At 42.3% G+C, this 21,134-nt stretch carries 17 protein-coding genes, 2 tRNA genes and 3 rRNA genes; 12 read left to right on the forward strand and 10 right to left on the reverse strand.

All coding sequences use genetic code 11. The features are described from left to right. Window positions 1–14: 14 nt before the first annotated feature. From hemL to METTI_RS03540, 5 genes are all read left to right on the forward strand, one after another. On the forward strand, window positions 15–1,280 hold the full coding sequence (gene hemL / locus METTI_RS03520; protein WP_023844443.1) for a glutamate-1-semialdehyde 2,1-aminomutase: 1,266 nt from the start codon (window positions 15–17) through the stop codon (window positions 1,278–1,280). 13 nt (window positions 1,281–1,293) lie between these two features. Next, complete coding sequence (gene hemC, locus METTI_RS03525; RefSeq protein WP_023844444.1) at window positions 1,294–2,241, forward strand: hydroxymethylbilane synthase; 948 nt, start codon at window positions 1,294–1,296, stop codon at window positions 2,239–2,241. Continuing rightward, entirely contained in the window at window positions 2,234–3,136 is a 903-nt protein-coding gene (locus METTI_RS03530; RefSeq protein ID WP_023844445.1) for a dihydroorotate dehydrogenase, read from the forward strand. Before hemC ends, METTI_RS03530 begins: the two co-directional genes overlap by 8 nt. Continuing rightward, complete coding sequence (locus tag METTI_RS03535) at window positions 3,136–3,915, forward strand: dihydroorotate dehydrogenase electron transfer subunit (protein WP_023844446.1); 780 nt, start codon at window positions 3,136–3,138, stop codon at window positions 3,913–3,915. The genes METTI_RS03530 and METTI_RS03535 overlap by 1 nt, the downstream gene beginning before the upstream one ends. A 170-nt stretch (window positions 3,916–4,085) precedes the next feature. Next, window positions 4,086–4,772 (forward strand): PEF-CTERM sorting domain-containing protein, encoded by a 687-nt coding sequence (locus METTI_RS03540; RefSeq protein WP_023844447.1) that lies wholly within the window; start codon window positions 4,086–4,088, stop codon window positions 4,770–4,772. Window positions 4,773–4,852: 80 nt separating this feature from the next. Here the strand turns inward: METTI_RS03540 and METTI_RS03545 are convergent, their stop codons facing one another. Further along, complete coding sequence (locus METTI_RS03545) at window positions 4,853–5,089, reverse strand: FeoA family protein (protein WP_023844448.1); 237 nt, start codon at window positions 5,087–5,089, stop codon at window positions 4,853–4,855. Window positions 5,090–5,299: 210 nt separating this feature from the next. On the opposite strand from METTI_RS03545, the gene METTI_RS03550 reads away from it, so the two are divergent. The 3 genes from METTI_RS03550 to METTI_RS03560 all read left to right on the forward strand — a co-directional run bounded on the left by METTI_RS03550 (window position 5,300) and on the right by METTI_RS03560 (window position 7,624). After that, window positions 5,300–6,514, forward strand: coding sequence for a peptidase U32 family protein (locus tag METTI_RS03550; RefSeq protein WP_023844449.1), 1,215 nt, complete (start codon window positions 5,300–5,302; stop codon window positions 6,512–6,514). A 221-nt stretch (window positions 6,515–6,735) separates the two neighbouring features. Then, window positions 6,736–7,053, forward strand: a complete 318-nt coding sequence (locus METTI_RS03555; RefSeq protein WP_023844450.1) for a cobalamin B12-binding domain-containing protein — start codon at window positions 6,736–6,738, stop codon at window positions 7,051–7,053. Window positions 7,054–7,192: 139 nt separating this feature from the next. Further along, window positions 7,193–7,624: a nucleoside deaminase gene (locus METTI_RS03560; RefSeq protein WP_023844451.1), complete on the forward strand. Its 432-nt coding sequence runs from the start codon at window positions 7,193–7,195 to the stop codon at window positions 7,622–7,624. Between the two features lie 4 nt (window positions 7,625–7,628). Here the strand turns inward: METTI_RS03560 and METTI_RS15495 are convergent, their stop codons facing one another. Both METTI_RS15495 and METTI_RS03570 read right to left on the reverse strand, forming a co-directional pair. Continuing rightward, window positions 7,629–9,461, reverse strand: coding sequence for a PAS domain S-box protein (locus tag METTI_RS15495; RefSeq protein ID WP_023844452.1), 1,833 nt, complete (start codon window positions 9,459–9,461; stop codon window positions 7,629–7,631). Between the two features lie 271 nt (window positions 9,462–9,732). Next, window positions 9,733–10,563: a nitroreductase family protein gene (locus tag METTI_RS03570; RefSeq protein ID WP_023844453.1), complete on the reverse strand. Its 831-nt coding sequence runs from the start codon at window positions 10,561–10,563 to the stop codon at window positions 9,733–9,735. Between the two features lie 171 nt (window positions 10,564–10,734). On the opposite strand from METTI_RS03570, the gene METTI_RS03575 reads away from it, so the two are divergent. Genes METTI_RS03575 through pspAB form a run of 3 tightly spaced genes read left to right on the forward strand, consistent with a single transcriptional unit; the run spans window position 10,735 to window position 13,022 of the window. After that, window positions 10,735–11,517 carry a GTPase gene (locus METTI_RS03575; protein ID WP_023844454.1) on the forward strand — a complete coding sequence of 261 codons (783 nt, stop codon included), beginning with the start codon at window positions 10,735–10,737 and terminating at the stop codon, window positions 11,515–11,517. A 51-nt stretch (window positions 11,518–11,568) separates the two neighbouring features. Next, the gene (htpX, locus tag METTI_RS03580; RefSeq protein WP_023844455.1) at window positions 11,569–12,450 is read left to right on the forward strand and encodes a zinc metalloprotease HtpX; all 882 of its coding nucleotides are present in this window, start codon (window positions 11,569–11,571) and stop codon (window positions 12,448–12,450) included. After that, the gene (gene pspAB / locus METTI_RS03585) at window positions 12,450–13,022 is read left to right on the forward strand and encodes a PspA-associated protein PspAB (protein ID WP_023844456.1); all 573 of its coding nucleotides are present in this window, start codon (window positions 12,450–12,452) and stop codon (window positions 13,020–13,022) included. The genes htpX and pspAB overlap by 1 nt, the downstream gene beginning before the upstream one ends. Window positions 13,023–13,034: 12 nt before the next feature. On the opposite strand, the gene pspAA is transcribed toward pspAB, so the two are convergent. Next, the gene (gene pspAA / locus METTI_RS03590) at window positions 13,035–13,313 is read right to left on the reverse strand and encodes a PspA-associated protein PspAA (protein WP_023844457.1); all 279 of its coding nucleotides are present in this window, start codon (window positions 13,311–13,313) and stop codon (window positions 13,035–13,037) included. Further along, window positions 13,310–14,008 (reverse strand): PspA/IM30 family protein, encoded by a 699-nt coding sequence (locus tag METTI_RS03595; RefSeq protein ID WP_023844458.1) that lies wholly within the window; start codon window positions 14,006–14,008, stop codon window positions 13,310–13,312. The genes pspAA and METTI_RS03595 overlap by 4 nt, the downstream gene beginning before the upstream one ends. A 114-nt stretch (window positions 14,009–14,122) precedes the next feature. On the opposite strand from METTI_RS03595, the gene METTI_RS03600 reads away from it, so the two are divergent. Further along, window positions 14,123–15,562, forward strand: coding sequence for a dicarboxylate/amino acid:cation symporter (locus tag METTI_RS03600; protein WP_023844459.1), 1,440 nt, complete (start codon window positions 14,123–14,125; stop codon window positions 15,560–15,562). A gap of 185 nt (window positions 15,563–15,747) precedes the next feature. Here METTI_RS03600 and rrf read toward each other — a convergent pair. The 5 genes from rrf to METTI_RS03625 form a co-directional block, all read right to left on the reverse strand. Further along, window positions 15,748–15,869 (reverse strand): 5S ribosomal RNA (rrf, locus tag METTI_RS03605). 27 nt (window positions 15,870–15,896) lie between these two features. Further along, window positions 15,897–15,968 (reverse strand) — tRNA-Cys (locus tag METTI_RS03610). 97 nt (window positions 15,969–16,065) lie between these two features. Beyond that, window positions 16,066–18,991 (reverse strand): 23S ribosomal RNA (locus METTI_RS03615). Window positions 18,992–19,112: 121 nt separating this feature from the next. Then, window positions 19,113–19,185, reverse strand: a tRNA-Ala gene (locus tag METTI_RS03620). A 100-nt stretch (window positions 19,186–19,285) separates the two neighbouring features. After that, window positions 19,286–20,759 (reverse strand): 16S ribosomal RNA (locus tag METTI_RS03625). Together the 16S, 23S and 5S rRNA genes with 2 tRNA genes alongside form the textbook arrangement of a ribosomal RNA operon. Window positions 20,760–21,134 lie beyond the last annotated feature (375 nt).

Consider the following 21,134-nt stretch of genomic DNA (forward strand, 5'->3'; position numbering starts at 1 on the left):
TATAGGGTGTTTTTATGTCATTAGATAAGTCCAGAGATTTATACAATAAAGCAAGAACCCTCCTCCCAGGAGGAGTCAGTAGTCCGGTAAGAGCTATCAAACCATACCCATTTTACACTGAATCTGCAAACGGTTCAAAGATAAAAGATATCGATGGAAACGAGTACATCGATTACTGTCTCGCATACGGACCAAATATTCTGGGACATGCAAATCCCTCCATCAAGCAGGCAATAATTAACCAGCTTGAAAAAGGATGGCTTTACGGCACTCCAACAGACCTTGAAGTAAACCTTGCCGAGAAAATTGCAGCACTTTACCCGAGCATTGACATGCTCAGATTTGTTTCAACAGGAACCGAAGCAACCATGAGCGCGCTTCGTGCAGCAAGAGGATTTACAGGTAAGAACAAGTTCATCAAGATAGAAGGTGGTTTCCACGGTGCACACGATGCAGTACTTGTCAAAGCAGGTTCCGGTGCAACAACCCTTGGGAAACCAGATTCACTTGGAATCCCGGAAGACTTTACAAAACACACATTACAGACACCTTTTAACGATATTGAAGCACTCACACAGTTGATTGAAAAGAACCAGGACGATATGGCAGCAGTCATAATGGAACCTGTCATGGGTAATATTGGTCCGGTTCTTCCTGAAGGAGATTACCTTAAGGATGTCCGCAAGGTCACAGAAGAGAATGACGTAGTTCTCATATTTGACGAAGTCATCACCGGATTCAGACTTGCAATGGGTGGAGCTCAGGAATATTTTGGTGTTACACCGGATATGACAACACTGGGTAAGATTGTTGGCGGTGGAATGCCAATTGGTGTTTTCGGAGGAAAGAAGGAGATCATCGAAATGATCGCACCATCCGGAAGTGTCTACCAGGCAGGAACCTTCAGTGGAAGCCCGGCTTCAGTTGCAGCGGGACTTGCAGTACTTGATGTGCTTGAGAAGGAAGAAGTACATAAGAAGCTCAATGCAACCGGTGACATGATGAGAAGCAGGTTATCAGAAATCGTTTCAGATCTTAATCTCGATTACAATGTAGTTGGCATTTCATCAATGTTCAAGATTTTCTTTGGAGATAAACCACTGAACTATCAGGATGTACTCAAATGCGACAAGGAAGGATATGTACAGTTCTTCTTTAAGATGCTTGACAGCGGTGTTTTCATTCCTCCATCACAGTTTGAGACGAACTTCATATCAACTGCGCACAGCGAAGATGATATTGAAAAGACACTCACCGCTTACGAAGCTAACCTTAAATAAACGGTGAATTCACATGATAATAGGAACCCGTGGAAGTGCTCTGGCTCTTGCACAGACAGAAACTATTGAAGGCATGCTTGCAGAACTTGGTGTCAGCACAACCAGGAAAATAATAAAGACATCAGGCGACACATTCACAGACAGGCCACTTCATGAAGTTGCAGGAGTAGGTGCATTTGTCAGGGAACTGGATGACAGGATGATTGATGGAGAGATCGATATATCAGTACACTCCATGAAAGACCTGCCCACAATTCGCCCAGAAGAGCTTGCTACATCCGCAGTTCTTAAACGCGATTCACCATGTGATGTACTTCTTACTACCGACGGTTCAAGAATAGATGATCTTCCTGAAGGAGCTGTGATTGGAACATCATCCATGCGCAGAAGAGCCCAGGTACTAAGATACAGACCTGATCTTCATGTGCAGGATCTTAGAGGAAACATCAATACAAGGATTAGAAAACTTGAAGACGGGCTTTATGATGGAATTCTTCTTGCTGAAGCAGGTCTCCAGAGAATGGGCTGGGAGATGGATGTTGAACGTCTTGACACACAATTTTTTTGCCCTTCAGCAAACCAGGGAACTATAGCTGTAGTCACACCTGCCGGAAGCGAGGCAGAAGAAGTAACATCCAATCTTGATCACCAGCAGACAAGAATTGAAACTGAAATTGAACGTATAGTTATCACTGATGTCGAAGGCGGATGCACTGCACCAATAGGCTCCTTTGCCCAATTTATTAATGAAAATGAAATCAGCATTTGCTGTGAAGTACTGGCACTTGACGGTTCAGAACACGTCCGCATTGAAGAAGTGATTCAGGCTGAAACATACCAAGAACATGCCAGAATGATCGCTAAAGAACTGGTACAAATGGGCGGCAAGGAACTTGTACAAAGAGCAGTCTGCCAGTTGAGTGCAGGAACAGCCGAAGAGGTGCAGGGACAATATGATTAAAGTTACCGGAATCGAACTTGAAAATCCAACCATACTGGCTGCAGGGATTATGGGAACCACAGGCGCATCCCTTGCACGTGTAGCAAAAGAAGGAGCCGGTGCTGTGGTTACAAAGTCCATTGGCCCGGAACCAAAGGAAGGACACAAGAACCCAAGTATGATAGACCTGGGTTATGGATTTTTAAATGCCATGGGTTTGCCAAATCCATCTTATCCTGATTTTAAAAATGAACTCTCAATTGCCAAGAAGGAATCCGGTATTCCGGTAATTGCAAGTATATTTGGAGGAACAGAGGAAGAGTTTGTCGAAGTTGCCCAGGGACTTCTGGAGTCAAATCCTGATGTTTTTGAGCTTAATGTAAGCTGTCCACATGCACTTGGATATGGTGCATCAGTGGGAAGCAATCCTGATGCAGTTGAGAGTATCACAGCCGCCGTAAAAGATGCAGTTGACATACCTGTATGGGTAAAACTAACACCTAACGTTACAGATATAGTATCAATTGGAGACGCTGCCCAGAGAGGAGGAGCTGACGCAGTTGTTGCTATCAATACTGTAAAAGGCATGGCAATTGACATTGAAAGTGGATATCCCATTCTTGGAAACAGGTTTGGAGGACTTTCAGGGAAAGCTGTGAAACCTGTTGCTGTCAAATGTGTTTATGATCTTTATACAGCCCTTGATATACCTATAATAGGTGTTGGAGGTATTTACACCTGGCAGGACGCTATTGAAATGATGATGGCAGGAGCTACTGCAGTCCAGATTGGTTCCGCAGTTCATGAAGGAATTGAGGTTTTCAGCTCGATTTCAACAGGAATTGATAATTTTGTTGCTGAAAAAGGATACAAGGACATAACAGATGTCATCGGACTTGCACATGAGAGGATATAATGTACCCAACTAATGTCAAAATTACCAAAATTATCAAAGAAACTCCATCCACAAGGACTTTTGTTTTTGACAAATCCTTTGATGAAGCTGTTCCGGGGCAATTTGTAATGGTATGGATTCGTGGAGTTGACGAAATACCAATGGGATTGTCAGGTAAAGACTCAATCACTGTGCAGAAAGTAGGAGACGCAACAGAAAAACTCTTTAGCTTAAATGAAGGAGATTCGCTTGGAATCAGAGGACCTTTTGGAAATGGTTTCACACTTCCGGGAAAAGATGAAAAGATTCTCCTCATTGCAGGTGGAGTTGGTACCGTACCAATTATAGCCCTGGCAAATTATGCAGCTTCAGAAGGCGTGTGCATAACTACTATACTAGGAGCCAGAAATGCTGAGGAACTGCTATTTGTGGATAAATTATCATCTTGTGGTGAACTTCACATTACAACAGATGACGGTTCTGCACACAGGTGCGGTTTTGTAACAGACGTGCTTGGAGAAACTGATATTTCTGCCTATGACAGGATATACACATGTGGCCCTGAAATGATGATGAAATGCATCTTTGGAATGCTTGAGAATGAAGATGCACTTGATAAGACAGAGTTCAGCCTTCACAGGTATTTCAAATGTGGAATTGGAGTTTGTGGTGCTTGCTGCATTGATAAAAAAGGCTTAAGAGTTTGTAGAGACGGACCAGTTTTTAACGGACTGGAACTTATAGATTCAGAGCTTGGAAAATACATGCGTGGACCAAGCGGCAATAAGAAGGATTTCTAAATCCTTTTTGTTTCTTTTTTCTTAACTGAAATTAATCATAACTTTCCTAAATTAAAGAAATGATGATGACCATCATCATAACTTAATTGTTTTTTTCACAATGTTTATATATATCGGAATAATAAAGATGGAACATCAAAGATAATTTGCATAAATCTTGGTGGTATGATATGAAAAACAATTTAAAAAACATAGCTTTGATGTTAATTGCTGCAATAATGCTGGCAGGAACAGTATCTGCTGCTCCTTCCATAACTGTTACAGAAGGAACAACTACTCTGGACATATGGACATATGGAAACCATAATTCCATAACCAGTGGATTTGAATCATATTTCGGCAGCTCAATTGTAGGAAGTACATGGACAGATGCTGATGGCAGACTTGCAGTGATCAGTGAAAATGGCTACATGAGCATTGTAACCGAAAATCCATCTAGCAATTTCTGTATTACATTCGCAAGTGACAATAATGATGGTTTTGCAAGAGTCCTAATTGATGGAGAAATGGTCTGGCAGGGAGATACCTGGGCAGACGTGGACCTTGCACAGGACATAAATCAGCAGAAGATCAGGTCACTCATGATCACAGGTCTTGAATACGAAACACATTCTATTATCATCAAAAATGTCAATGTAGAGCAGGAACAACAGCAACTGAAACAAAAGAGAATCGGATTATTCTGCGCAGCTCCTGAAACTGCACCATCAAATGCGCATGATGGTCATGTGACTATCTATGAATATGGTTACAATTTCCCTGAAACCGAAGAAATTCCGGAGTTCCCGACTATTGCAGCACCTATTGCAGCAATTATAGGAATTGCTTTCATCTTCATTAAAAGGAAAGAAGAATAATCGGAAACAATAAACAGACAAAAATGAATGAAGCCTTAAAGCTTCATTTCTTTTTTAATTTTGAAAATTTAAAAATTATATTATGAAGAATATTCCTGCACCATTATCTTTGTGGCCATTCCCATGCCCAATGCATAATCACAGCCGTTAACGGATACAATAAGAGAACCATTTACACCTTTTTTAACTTTAAGCAGAGTATTCTCAATAAAGCCCATTGATCTTAGGCGATTGATGAGACATTTACCTGCATTGATAGAAATAATCTTACTATCTTTACCTTCAGGCATCATAGCAAGTGGTATTATTGGAGCCATTTTTTACCTCATTAGTTTTTTAGAATATGATTGAGGAATATGATTTTAGATTCCCTCGTAAAATTAGGCATTCCTAATCTTACTTGATACTGCAATATAGTGTATAATAGTATATATAATTTCCCGGATTCGAACAAAAATTGCCTTTTGAACAATCTAACTTGATTTTCAACACAAATGATTTAAGTCTTAATTTGAATCCATACACCAATGTCCACGGAACTTAAGGAATACAAAATACCCGAACTTATAATGGGTGTTAGAAACTTTGCAGCCCTCAAGGCATGCCAGCAACACGCAGATGCAGTTTACTTTTCCCTGGACAAACTGAGTCTCAGATCCCGGGCACAGGAGATTACTACTGAAAAACTTGCGTCTTTTATCGATGAAATACATACACATGGGCTTAAAGGATATATGGCGGTGAACTCTGTAATATATCCAGATAATCTCACCGAGCTTGATGAAGTGCTTGAATGTGCAGCTTCTGCTGAAGTAGATGCTGTTATTGCATGGGATCCTGCCACCATAACAAAAGCAGCGGAAAAAGATCTTCGCATACACATATCAACTCAGGCAAATGTCTCAAACCAGGTAACAGCAGAGTTTTACAGGTCACTCGGAGCCAGCCGAGTGGTTCTTGCAAGAGAACTTAGCCTTGAACAAATTGCTGAATTAAAAAAAGATACAAAAATGGAACTTGAAGCATTTGTCCATGGCGCAATGTGTCAGGCAATCTCAGGCAGATGCTATCTTTCAGCATATCTTCTTGGAAAATCAGGAAACTGCGGAGAATGCAGCCAGCCATGCAGGTGGGAATGGTCCCTTCATTCTGATAATGGAGCAATAGTTGATATTGAAGGAAAATACCTGATGAGTGCAAAAGATCTTTGCATGATCGAGTATATACCCGAACTTGTAAAAGCAGGAATTGACTCATTCAAGGTTGAAGGTAGATTACGCAATCCCGGATATACTGCAACTGTATCTGAATCTTATCGAAAAGCCATAGATCTGTTTAAAGAAGGTAATTTCACCAGGGACAAAGTACTCCCACTCAAAGAGAAAATGGCACTTGAATACAACAGAGGATTTTCAACCGGATTCTATTTCGGATATCCAGGACCAGACGGCCTGGCATTTGATTTTGACATGAATGCATCCCCTGTTAAGCGCGAAGCTGTTGGAATAGTCACAAACTATTATCCTAAGCAGTCTGCTGCTGCAGTTAAACTTCTTGAACAGGGACTGGAGTATGGAGAAACAATAGTCATTGAAGGTAGTACTACTTATCTGGAACAGGAAGTGACATCAATTGTTCTGGAAGGCAAAAACGTTGATTCGGTGGAAAGAGGAAACGAGATAGGACTTGCTGTAGAAGATATTGTTCGCAAAAATGATCGTCTTTTCAAGGTCAGAAAATGATAGCACAGGTTAGCATAAGTTAGTACAATTACAACAGAACATATTATACTTTTTTTGACCCTCATTCATATATTTAGTCTATATATTTACCGAGCAGATATATAATTCTGGTAGACAAGATTCTTATGACAGATGAAATATAGAGAAGGCCGAGCAGGAACACCTGCTTAGAAAGCAAACCTTTCAATTTCAAAGAATAATGTCTGAGGAATGATAAAATCATGAATGAAAATGATTCTACAAAGAGAGAGCTTATCAATAAGGCTAAAAATTCTGTAATCAATTTCAACGATGCTGAAGCAACAAATGTAGCAATGGAGACAATCAGGTCAGGCATTGATCCGGTTGATATCATTGAAGAAGGATTCATAGAGGGTATGAAAACAATTGGTGACGGATTTGAATCTGGAAAAATGTCACTTATGGATATACTTACAGCATCAAAAACAATGAACAAAGGAATATCACTTCTTAAACCAGCAGCAATCAGTGCCCATGAAGACAGCTGTTTCTTTGGAAACCTTATGTTGTCACTTTAAATTTAAAAGTATGCGAGAGCATACATCCAAATTTCCGTTTTTCCCTTATTAATTATTACTATCTTCTATTCAGCCCTGAATCTAACTAATATATTAGTACCAACAATACTAATTCCTGTAAAACTTGAAGAGGAATATTATGGATGAATTTATGCAGGCAGCTATTGATGAAGCTAAAAAGGGACTTGAAGAAGGAGGAATTCCTATTGGCTCTGTCCTTATGAAAGATGGAAAAATAATTGGCAGAGGTCATAATAGAAGAGTTCAACATGATGATCCTCTCGCTCATGCTGAAATTGACTGTATACGTAATGCAGGCAGGATTGGAAAATATCAGGGGACCACAATATATTCCACACTAATGCCATGTTATCTCTGTGCAGGAGCTATCGTTCAATTCGGCATCAAAACAGTAATCGCAGGCGAATCAAAAACATTTGATGGTGCTGCAGAGTTCATGAAAGAACATGGTGTTGAGGTTATTGACCTTGATATTGATGAATGCAAAAACATCATGGAAGAGTTCATTCACCAAAAACCAGATATCTGGTATGAGGATATTGGGAAATAATTCCTCATGCTTTTTTTACGGTTGCCCAGAAAGAACTTCCTTTGCCGACAGGATTATCTTCCACTCCTATGCTACCACCGTGTAGTTCGACTATTCTTTTTGCAATTGCAAGACCCAGTCCCGATCCTTTTACTGCTTTTTTCTTCTCGGCAAGGCGCTGGAAACGATTAAAAATCAAAACCTTATCCTTGTCAGGAATACCTTCACCCTTGTCAGAAACAACTACTTTCCATTCGTCCCCTAAGTCCTGCACATCAACGGTTACAACACTTTCAGAAGGACCATATTTGATTGCATTAGATATGAAATTGGTAAAAACACCGTCAATTAGAGGGTTTATTACTGCCGGATAATGACCGGAAACTTTCATATCAAGTGTGATATCCTTTGCTTCAAGTTGTGGTTTGAGTTCTTCAGAGACGTTTTTAAGAATAGAACCAATATCCATAGACTTGAATTCCAATTTTTCGGTGTCCTCAAGTTTAGCAAATTTTGCAGCAGATTCTATCATTTCAATAAGGCGGGTTACATTACTGTCTATGAGTTGAAGTTTGTGTATTTTATTCTCATCGTTTTCCTCATTCAGCAGCATGTCTGTAAAACCTTTTACAACACCTGCCGGATTTAATAGGTCATGACGAAGAATATCTGTAAACAGATCTTTAAGTTCATTTGAGGTTTTAAGCCGGGCTGCATAATCATTCAATTGTGACTCAAATTCTTTTCTTTTGGATATATCCCTTACAACCGATATCAGACCTTTATCAAGAGCAGTCAGGGATATTTCCTGATAAAAAGTACTGCCATCTTTTCTTCTGCCAATAAGCTCACCCTGCCATTTGCCTTTCTTTCTGAAGTCAGGCAAAATTGTTGATTTGAAAAGTCCTACTTCAGAAGGGTTGTAGAGCATATCCCATTTTTTACCAATTAGTTCTCTTGGATTATCATATCCAAAAATATGTGCATGAGAAGCATTGACATAACTATGAATTCCTTCTTCATCAATAATAGCCATACCATCTATAGAGGCTTCCATTGCATGTGTCTGCTCCCTGAGCTTTTCTTCAGCTTTTTTCCTGATAGTAATATCCTGGCCTGAAAAGAGAACACCAGTAACCTTACCACTTTCATCAATGAGTGGTTTGGAATACCAGTTGACCATGCGCTCATCATTGTTTTTAGTTATTATTGGACATTCATAATAAATACTGTCTATTCCTGAAGTGTTCAGTGAGTTTAAAAAATGGATTTCCATCTCAGATCTGGCTGAAACAGGAATAAACTGTTCCAGTAAATTCTTTCCAATAACCTCTGACTCTTCACAGCCTAAAATTTCAAGGCCCCTTTTGTTGATTAGAGTTATATTCTGACTACAGTCAAGTGCAAGCATCATTACAGCTGCAACGTCCAGATAATTCTGTGCCTGATCACGTTCCTGAATTACATTATCATGCAGCTTTTTAATGCGAAGAAGAGACCTTACCCTCATTTTTAGCTCAAGCCTGTCAACAGGTTTTGTCAGGAAATCATCAGCTTTTGATTCAATACCCTTTAAACGATCTTCTCTGCCAGAAAGAGCAGTAACAAGGACTACAGGAATGAATTGTGTGGTCTCAGAATTCTTGATTCTTTCACAGACCTGATAACCATTGATATCAGGCATCATGACATCAAGAAGAACAATATCCGGCAAATCGTTAAAAATAATCTCAAGCGCCTCATGACCATTATAGGCAGAAAGAACTTCATAATCTTCAGAAAGGTAAGCCTGAAGCAACTCAACATTCATCGGTTCATCGTCTACAACTAGAACCCGGGGTTTATCTGGATATGTCATGATTTATTGTGTGGATAAATTAGCTTTGAGAACGCCGATTCTAAATAAAAATTGGCGTTCAGGTTTTGAACGATAATGCATAAGGTTGAATATTACTACTATTAATACGTTATAGCTTAACAAATTTATTTGTTGTAACCACTAAATAACTTGTTTAAATTATTTTGTATTATTTTTCTTAAGAGTTTATCTAATACTTAAACATTGCTGAGAACGGTAGATTAGCATGAAATAAAAAGAATGAAAGGAAATAAAAGAAAATAACTTCAAATTATTTCCATATTACATCCACAGGATTTCGACCTGGAATTCTTTGAACTTCGTATTTAGGATATCCAAACATCAATGCATGTCTGACAACGTGATCTTCCGGAAGATCGAGTTCATCAATAAGAGGTTGATAACTTGTTGCTGCAATTTTTAGAAAACCTGCCCAACAGGCACCAAGACCAAATGCAGGAGCAGCCAGTTCAAACCATGAAAGAGATATTACAGCGTCAGTAGAGTCCATATATTCCAGATCAAGTGTATAAGCTAGAGCCAGGTGTGGTGCACCACGACATATGGGATCTTTACCATTCTCATATGCAGATATTAGAGAAGGAAGCATCATTTTCATGGGATGAGCTTCATCTGAAGATAATACTTCTTTCATCCAGTCTATTGTCAGTGAAGTTATTTTACGGACCTTTTCAGGATCATGAATAATTAACCACTTTACAGGTTGCATATTTACACCAGAGGGAGCAAATCTGACAATGTCCAGTATACGTTCTATTTTTTCTTTGCTGACAAGTTCATCAGAATAATTCCTTACTGAGCGGCGTTTTCTCATATAAATACCAAGTTGTTCCAGATCAATGTCCCTGTACTCCTCCAATGAAACTTCAGAATAACATCTGTTAAAAAGAGGTGATATTGCTCCTTCTGGGCAGTAAGCTTCGCAACTTCCACATTTTGCACAGGCAACACTCAATTCATCCGGCACAAAAGGAGTGTTTAGAGAAGCCTGATCTCCTTCCAGAATAATTCCAAGTGGACATGTTACTATACATATTCCACAATCAGTGCATAACTGAGAATCAAAAGATATAGCAGTCATTTTATCAACCCACTTAATATATTGAGCATTAATGCTATAAATATTAGTAAACCCGCTAAACCAGAATAATGTGAAATACCCTATCAAAGATAATATAAGCTTTCAGGGAATATGAACACATCAAATACGTAATTGATTATAAGAATAACTTTTCTGATATCGGGAAATACCATGGCAAGCCAGAAATTATTGGTAAAGGACGTCATTAAGAAAGCTGATGTCCTTCTTGAAGTTGTAGATGCACGTTTTCCAGATGAGACAAGAAACAGTGAAATCGAAAAGGATATCTCACGTGCAAAAAAACCTTTTATCATTGTAATGAACAAATGTGATCTTGTCCCAAAGGAAAAACTTGAGAAAGCAAAGTCGAAAATGGGAAAAATAGCTCCCACTGTTTTTGTTTCCTCAAAAGAAAGATTTGGAACAACAATGCTTAGGCACAAAATACTGGAAGTTGCTGACATACAGGGTCGTGATATACAGGTCGGTTGTATTGGATATCCGAATACCGGAAAGTCTTCTGTGATTAATGGTGTTGCAGGAAGAGGTAAAGCTTCAACTTCTGCAATATCAGGCCATACAAAAGGAGTACAGATAGTAAATGCAGGCTCACGTATTGTTTTTCTCGATACCCCCGGTGTGTTCCCCCTTGATGAGCATGATGAATATATACAGGGACTTCTGGGAATCAAAGATTCAACACACATCAAAGACCAAATAGGAGTGGCGCTTAAAATCATCGAAAAGCTTGCTAAAGATGACAGGGAAGTACTGGAATCTTTCTACAATATCACATTCACTGATGAAAATTCATATGATCTGCTTGAGATGATTGGAGTTCAATGCAATTTCCTGAAGAAGAAAGGCCAAATTGATGAGAACAGAGCTGCCATCAAAATTATAAATGACTGGCAGAAAGGACTTCTCCATCAGGAAAAAACGGACTTAGAGTGAAAACTCCAAAATTATAATATAGCAAAATTAATACTGGTAGATGATACTAAAATGGTAGAATGGAAAAAAGACCTGGGACTTGAAGGAAGAATGTTGCTGACAATGTTCCTTCTGGCTGCAGTATATCTGGGATTCCTCGTATTTATTTCCCAGTATACATCTGCAAGCTTTATGCTCCTGTTTGTTATGTTATTTATGGGAGCTCAATATTATTATTCTGATAAACTGGTGCTATGGTCAACCGGTGCACATGTTGTTTCCGAAGCAGAAGAACCAAAGCTCCATGAAACAATTACAAGACTTTGTGTCATTGCGGGTCTTCCAAAACCAACTGTTGCAGTTGTGAATACCTCAGTACCAAATGCCTTTGCAACCGGCAGAAGTCCTAAAAAGGCAGTGGTTGCAGTTACAACGGGACTTATGCACAAACTTGATCAGGGAGAACTGGAAGCTGTGCTTGCACACGAACTAAGTCACGTCAAGAACAGGGATATGGCAGTTTTGACGATAGCCAGTTTCATCTCAACGCTTGCATTCTATATCGTGAGATACAGTTTTTACTTTGGAGGTTTTGGCGGAAATCGCAGAAATTCAAATGGCGGACTAATTGCCATATGGATAGTATCCATAATAGTATGGGTTTTAAGCTTCCTGCTCATCCGTGCACTTTCAAGATACAGAGAATTTGCAGCAGACAGGGGCTCTGCACTCATAACCGGTCAGCCCACACAGCTTATTTCAGCTCTTAGAAAAATCAGCGGAACAATGGCAAACGTACCAACGGAAGATCTCCGTAAAGTTGAAGGAATGAATGCATTTTTCATAATCCCTGCTGCCGTATCGGGATCAGTTATGAATATGCTGTCAACTCATCCATCCATGGAAAAAAGAATAGCTGCCCTTGAAAAGATACAGAGGGAGATAGAGTACTGATGGGTTTTCGAGACCTTTTGGGTTCCGTACTTGGGAGTAGCAGGGTACCTAAAGCAAAAACAGACAAGCTTTTTGCCATATCAACAGCAGTAATCACGCTGGAACTTAACCTGGGCCTTAAGCCATCTGCTGTTGCAGGTATTTGCTTTAAGTCCATGGACATGTCAAAGTATGCAAACACCAGAAATGAAATTCAAGAGTTACTTCAGTTCAGCACAAAAGAAACAGGAACTGATTTTAGCATTGAGAAAGATGAATATAACTTTATGTGGGTTGTTCTCAAGGACAAGGACTTTGAGGATCTTGTGACCAACATTCACATGATTTCACAGACACTGGTTGAACAGGGATTTGGCGAACAGATACTCTGTGCAGTATATCGTTTTGAAAGTGATGGACCTGTATACTGGATATATAATTTCAAGCAGGGAAATTACTATCCATTTGCCCCAAGAGGAAAGAATAACAGGGACAATAATATGGAGTTCAGACTCAAGTCTCTGATGGAAAATGAACTTCCAATAGAAAAAGAAGTGGGGAAATGGTATCCCCTCTGGAGTATGCCAATTTAAGGACTAAAAATATTAGTCCTCAAATATACCCTCGCCTTTGAAAACTTCCTTAGCTTCCTCGAATGTCAGGTCCTCTGGCGGAACAATAAGATCTGATTCAACTATTTCAGCATCATCGATCTGGCTTCCGCAGGATTTTATACTTTCAATTAGTTTTGCAAGCTCAGATTTGTATCCTTCCTCATTTCCTTCTGAAACAAGATCTACAATCTTATTATCAATTACATTCAGTTCGTCATAGAAGCTTTCAGGGACTTCATACTGGCCTTCGCCAACTATCCTTATGATCATTTGCCTGCCTCCTTCTTGAGTTTTTCAAGTTCAAGGTCAACAGTCGTTGCTGAATTGATTTTTGCAAGTTCTCTGTCGATATCATCACCACTGCTTGTAAGATCGTCAAGTGTGCCTGTATCAATAAGCTCATCGAGTGCAGATGCACGGGCTTTCATATTTTCAGTTTTGTTCTCAGCTCTTTCTATTGCAAGACCTACGTCAGCCATTTCTTCACTAATTCCTGATACGGATTCATTGATCTTAACCTGTGCCTCGGCTGCAGAATACTGGGCTTTTATAGTTTCCTTTTTGGTCCTGAATACTTCAACCTTGGTTGAAAGGCGTTTCTCGGCAGCTACAAGTTTCTCCTGTTCTTTTTCAAGATCTTCAATTTGCTGGTCTAAGCCCTGAATCTGGGTGTTAAGAGTGGTTTTTCTTTCAAGTGCCAGACGTGCAAGGTCTTCGCGATCTGCTTTGATAGCGTCTCTTGCCTGACTGTCAAGCTTTTCCAAATTCTGCTGGAGCTTTGATCTCTGAAGTTGAAGTCTCTTTTTTGAAGTGGCAACTTCAGCAACACCACGCTTTACATCCTGAAGCATTTCAAGCTGTTTTTCATAGGAGTAATCCAGTGTTTCACGTGGATCTTCCATGCGATCCATAAGTTTGTTCATTTTTGATTTAACTACTGTTTCCATTCTGCTGAATAGTCCCATATTATTCCTCCTGATGATTCACAAATAAACATATAAAGTGCAAACTTGCATAAATGCCTATCTTTTGCAAAAAACACCATAAATGCAATTAAAGATGAAAATAAATTTAATGTCATGTCAGGCAGGTACAATTTACCAGATCCTCTTACACTTATCCATCCGCGTTCACTTAAAAATCTGAACTACCACCTTCAGGAGCTTGTAAAAGGAAGACTCTGGTTAAAAATATTAATAGGAATGATGCTGGGTATTGTTACAGGACTGGTACTAGGACCTTCGACTGGAACACTAAGTCAGGAAATGTCCTATACTATCGGTGAATGGTTGGCGCTTCCAGGATATCTTTTCCTAGCGATGCTACAGATGATCGTTGTACCTCTCGTTTTTGCATCGATAATTCGAGGAATTGCAGCCGGAGAGGATATGGAGCAATTAAAGAAAATAGGTCTTAGAACCGTAGCTTATTTCCTTGTAACCACTGCCCTTGCAATACTTATAGGACTGACACTTGCACTGACAATAAATCCTGGAACATATATTAGTAGCGAACTTGTTCAGGGGACAATGACATCAAATGCAACACAAACCGATACCAGTGAATTTGGATCCTTCGACGTGGCTGAACTCCCAGGAATGATAACTACAATCGTCCCGACAAATCCCCTGGGATCACTTGCTACCGGACAGATGCTACAGGTTGTTATCTTTTCCATAATAATAGGAGTGGCTCTTGTTTCCATGCAACCGGTGCAATCGAAACCACTTCTTGAGCTGCTGGGTTCTCTTCAGGAAGTCAGCATGACAGTTGTACGATGGAGTATGCTTTTAGCACCTATTGCCGTGTTTGGACTTATCAGTAAATTTACTCTGAACCTGGGAATAGATGCTTTAATGGGAATGCTGGTTTACGTTGGAACTGTTTTACTTGGTCTGTTGCTGATGCTGATAGTGTACATGCTTGTCATTATTGTTGTGACCAGAAGAAATCCACTGAAGTTTCTAAGATCTATACGTGATGTATTATTACTTGCATTTTCAACATCAAGCTCTGCTGCTGTTATGCCACTTTCAATTAAGACCGCGGAAGAAAATATTGGAGTAAGGCCTTCTATTTCCCAATTTGTGATTCCATTGGGAGCTACTATTAATATGAATGGTACGGCTCTTTACCAGAGTATAGCAGCTGTGTTCCTTGCACAGGCATTTGGAATTGAACTTGGATTTGGACAGCTGTTATTGATTATGGTGACTGTGGTAGGAGCATCAATTGGTACCCCTTCAACACCGGGCGTAGGCATTGTTATCCTTGCAATGATACTGAACAGTGTTGGGATACCAACTTCTGGTATTGCACTCATAATCGGAGTTGACAGAATACTTGACATGAGCCGTACTGCTGTTAATGTTACTGGAGACCTTGTGACCTGTGTAATTATGGACAAATGGGTTACAGGTAAGAAAACAGCTAATGAAGAATTCATTGAAGTAGCCAATCAGGAAGCACAGAGAAGAGTCCATGATGAGGACGTAATTGTAATTTCACCTGGAGAATAAGTTATCTTTTTTATTATGACTCTGTACGGCGCTTTGCGCCGTACGTACATTGATTATGATGAAAAATAGAATGAGAAAGACAAATCATTTTAGATTGTCAAAATTAATCAGTCAAAACTGTAAGTTGAGTTGGTTGTAATAGAAAGGAATTGTAGAAAATAGAATTTAGAAATCATGTGTGAGTGAGATGGCAGCGTTCCATATTTCCCAAAGACTCTCATACTTTAGTACAGTATAGAACGCAGGCGGGCTTATCTTCTGTGTTCGGGATGGGTACAGGAATTGCCCCGCCGCTATGGCCGCCAAACTCACTCACGATGAACGATAAAGTTTAAGCCAAGATCCGGATTCGAACCGGAATGGAATCGCTCTGCAGGCGATTGCGTAGCCGCTCCGCCATCTTGGCAATGAGCGATACATGGATGGAACCATTGTATAAATACTTTATCAATGAATCGTGAATACTCTCATACACATATCAGATTTCGCCTGGACAAAGCAAGACAGACAGGCACGGATTTTTAGTAGCCGCGGACTGAACACCTCGTTGCCTTGGTGCGTACATCCCGACCCTATCAAACCGGTCTTTTACCGGGATCCTTAATGTAGTCTCTTTTCAAGTCAGATTTCGAGCTTAGATGCATTCAGCTCTTATTCCTTAGCGCGTAGCTGCTCAGCAATGCCCTGTCGGACAACTGATACACCAGTGGCGCCGCTACTCTGTTCCTCTCGTACTAAAAGTAGCTTACCCTCAGACTACAGACACCTCTAGTAGATAGTAACCGACCTGTCTCACGACGGTCTAAACCCAGCTCACGATCTCCTTTAATAGGCGAACAACCTCACCCTTGGCCGCTGCTGCACGGCCAGGATGGAAAGAACCGACATCGAAGTAGCAAGCTGCCGGGTCGATATGTGCTCTTGCCGGCAACAACTCAATTATCCCCGGGGTAACTTTTCTGTCATTTTTGGCTCGCACCAAGCGAGCTCAAAAGTTCGCTAGAACCGACTTTCGTCTCGTCATCCACTACTGTGCTGAATAACGTCAGGCTGACTTATGCTCTTGCACTCTTCAGTGGGTTTCCGACCCACTTGAGTCAACCTTTGTGCGCCCTTGATATCTTTTCAAGGGCGTCCCGCCCCAGGCAAACTGCCCACCTATCGGGGTCCTCCTCTCGGAGTGAGGGTCGTAATTCTGGAAGGGTAGTGTCCCAATGGCGACTCCATCGATGCTGGCGCACCGACTTCGACGTCTCCTACCTACACTGTACATCCAAAATCACAACCCAGCGACAGGCTGCAGTAAAGCTCCACGGGGTCTTCACTTCCCCCTAGAGGTCTCTAGACTGTGCACTAGAAAGTAAGCTTCACCGGACTCTGGCTAGGGACAGTAGAGCTCTCATTGATCCATTCATGCAAGTCGCCAATTAAGCGACAAGGTACTACGCTACCTTAAGAGGGTCATAGTTACCCCCGCTGTTTACAGGCCCTTCGTCCCGTTGAACCGGGTTTTCAGGTACCTGCACTGAGCAGGATTCAGAGATCGTACTAGCCCTTACGGGTTTGCGATCTCCTATGTTGATATTAGACAGTTAGAGCTCTCTTGTCACTGCGACCTGCTATCTTCATAGCAGGCACTCCTTCTCCCGAAGTTACGGAGCTAATTTGCCGAATTCCCTTAGCCAAATTATTCCGACACGCCTTAGCCTTTTCAGCTAGGGGCACCTGTGTCAGTTCTCGGTACGGACCCATGACTTCCTTTTCACGGGTTCCCGGGTGCAGCCAACTTTCGCCATTACAGATTCGCCTGCTTCTCGCCATTACGGCTCTCCACAGGATTCGCTGCTTAGACGGCGCGACGGCGCCGCTTGGCCTGCCCAAAAACGTTGGTTTCATTGTCATGAGGTACAGGAATATTAACCTGTTTCCCTTTCGGCGTACTCGAATTACGGTACGTCTTAGGACCGACTAACCCTCGGCTGACGATCATTGCCGAGGAAACCTAGCCCCTTCGGCGGTTAGGATTCTCACCTAACTATGCTGTTACTATTACCAGGATTTTCGTTTCCGCACGGTCCACAGGACTTCACAACCCTGCTTCTGCCCGAACGCAACGCCTTCCTACAAGATTACCTTTCGGTACTCCGTGGTATCGGTGGTCGACTTGAGCCCCGTCCATTTTCGGGGCCCCAAACCTCGACTGGTGGGCTGTTACGCACTCTTTAAAGGATAGCTGCTTCTAAGCTAACCTTCCAGCTGTCTAGGGCTTAGGACGCCCTTTAGTATTAACACTTAGTCGACACTTAGGGACCTTAACCACGGGCTGGGTTGTCTCCCTTACGGACTACAGGCTTACCCCAGTAGTCCGGACTCCAACTTTCTTCGACGACGGTGAGTTTGGAGTTTGACAAGCAGCTGAGGAATTTCTTCCCCGGGACCACCAATCAGTGCTCTACTTCACCGACTATCTCCAGTTAGGTCATGCTACGACATGTTTCGGAAGGAACCAGCTGATGCCGGGTTAGATTAGCCTTTCACTCCGAGACGCAGGTCACACGAATGATTTGCAGATCAATACCGCTTGCGGTCCTCCACGTAGCTTTCGCCACGCTTCAACCTGCCCACGCCTAGATCACCCGGCTTCGGGTCATATCCTAATGACTCCACGCACTTGTATACGTCGCTCCTCACCTTACGGTTGCGAGCATGTTGCTTTCGCTTCGGCTTCCTATTTGCAAGTTAGCCATCGCCATTTGAATATACTCCCTGGCCCGTTCTTCAAAACGTAAGATATGACATTGGCAATATTACCCGTACTGCGGCCTCGCGACCGTTTCCTTCATAATAAAGATCCTTTAACGCCATATCGCTCTATCGCCTCCAGGTTTCAGGCACTTTTAACCTCCCTTCTTGGGGTACTTTTCAGTTTTCGGTCACCCTACTAGTTCGCTATCGGTCTCAAGGAGTATTTAGTTTTGGAAGTTGGTGCCTCCCAAATTCACGCGGGAATTCCGACCCACGCTACTCAGGTTATAATCCAGATCCTTTGGTTGTTGCTTACGTGACTATCACACTCTATGGTCTAACGTTCCAGAAAAGTTAAACTTCAACCAGGTGGGATCTTTAGAGAAAACCTACAACACCACATCTCCCATCTGTTTCCAGTGGGATTCAGTTTGAACTTTACCGTGTTCATTCGCCATTACTAACGGCATCTCTTCGATTTCTTTTCCTGCCCCTACTAAGATGCTTCAATTCGGGGCGTTCCCGATCATTGTTGATCAACACACAAAATGTGTTAGGAAGACCCATTAGGAAATCCCAGGTTCATAGGCTCCATGCACCTACCCTGGGCTTATCGCAGCTTGGCACGTCCCTCATCAGCTCTTGAGCCGAGCCATCCACCTGAAGGCATATTTACCAGAGTCCATCTCACTTTGTCCAGTGAGCGTCTGATATATGCATGCATATACACGATTTCATAGCAGCTGTTGTTGCTTCAGCCGCTTCATCCTTCCCCACAGACGTTACTCTGTGAGTGCACTAATAATGGACTTGCAGGGATTCGAACCCTGGGCCTTCGCCTTGCAAAGGCGACGATCTTCCAACTGATCTACAAGCCCATAGAAGATTCACTTATTGAATCTTGCCTTTTTTCTTGAATCTGACAGTTTTTCGATTTCTGACCGGTAAGTGGTGATAGGCTTTTTGCCTATCATGCTTAGGAGGTGATCCAGCCGCAGATTCCCCTACGGCTACCTTGTTACGACTTAACCCCCCTTGCGAAATTTAGGTTCGAACACGGCACTAGTCCATGCCCTCACCCATACCTCACTCGGGTGGTTTGACGGGCGGTGTGTGCAAGGAGCAGGGACGTATTCACCGCGCTATATTGAAACGCGATTACTACGGATTCCAGCTTCATGAGGGCGAGTTACAGCCCTCAATTCGAACTACGGACGGGTTTATGAGATTACCAACCCTTTTCAGGGTAGGGACCCATTGTCCCGGCCATTGTAGCCCGCGTGTAGCCCTGGAGATTCGGGGCATACTGACCTACCGTAGCCCGCACCTTCCTCCGGTTTAGCACCGGCGGTCCCCACAGAGTACCCATCATCCCTAAGGATATGCTGGCAACAGTGGGCACGGGTCTCGCTCGTTGCCTGACTTAACAGGATGCTTCACAGTACGAACTGACGACGGCCATGCACCTCCTCTCAGCGATTCAGGTAAGACCTTCAGCCTGACCTACATATTGCTGTCGCCCCAGGTGAGTTTTCCGGCGTTGAGTCCAATTAAACCGCAGGCTCCACCCGTTGTAGTGCTCCCCCGCCAATTCCTTTAAGTTTCAGCCTTGCGGCCGTACTTCCCAGGTGGCTCGCTTCACGGCTTCCCTGCGGCACCTGAAACGGTCGCACCGTCCCAGACACCTAGCGAGCATCGTTTACGGCTGGGACTACCCGGGTATCTAATCCGGTTCGTGCCCCCAGCTTTCGTCCCTCACCGTCGGACCCGTTCTGGTAAGACGCCTTCGCCACTGGTGGTCCCACAAGGATTACAAGATTTCACTCCTACCCCTGTAGTACCTCTTACCTCTCCCGGTCCCAAGTCTGACAGTATCCCCCAGAAGCCTAACAGTTGAGCTGTCAGATTTCCCGGAAGACTGATCAAACCGGCTACGGACCCTTTAGACCCAATAATAGTGGCCACCACTCGGGCCGCCGGTGTTACCGCGGCGGCTGGCACCGGTCTTGCCCGGCCCTTGCTAACACCTGCTGTTTATACAGGTGGACAGCCAACATAATATGCTGGCACTCAGTATCCCCTTATCGCGGTTTCCCGCATTGTAAAGTTTTCGCGCCTGCTGCGCCCCGTAGGGCCTGGATTCATGTCTCAGAATCCATCTCCGGGCTCTTGCTCTCACAACCCGTATCCGTCGTAGGCTAGTAGGTACTCTACACCCACTACAACCTGATAGACCGCAGATTCATCCTAAGGCGCCGGAGCTTTTAATCACAGAACATTCCAGTTTCTATGATATATCAGGGATTATCACCAGTTTCCCGGAGTTATACCTGACCTTAGGGCAGATTATCCACGTGTTACTGAGCAGTACGCCATGTTTACGAAAAACATTTGACTCGCATGGCTTAGTCGAATACTGATAGCAGTGACCTCTGGCAGGATCAACCAGAATTAATGTTGATCACACACAAAGATTTGTTATTTTGGAAGTCATTTAGGAATCAGTCGGAAAGAACTCTCTTTGAGAGAAAATTTCCTATTTGCACATAGTTTGGTTAATTCCTTAATTGTTTGTAGTTATACACTACCGGTCAGAATTAACCGAACTGCCAAATCCAACGTCAGACAGAAAAAACTTCTGTCTCCACTTGTAAGGCGGTGATTGTAAGTGTTTTCGCGCGATTTGCGCGGACTCCTTCAAAGGTCACCATCATATATAAGGCTTTCGAACACCCGGTTCGAAGCCAAAGGATGAACCTTTGAACACACCTGCCTGATGAAATGAAATTTGTTACTTCATCTTTTGCTCTGAGATAAGCTCATTTTC

The organism is Methanolobus tindarius DSM 2278, from assembly GCF_000504205.1.
GTDB lineage: Archaea > Halobacteriota > Methanosarcinia > Methanosarcinales > Methanosarcinaceae > Methanolobus > Methanolobus tindarius.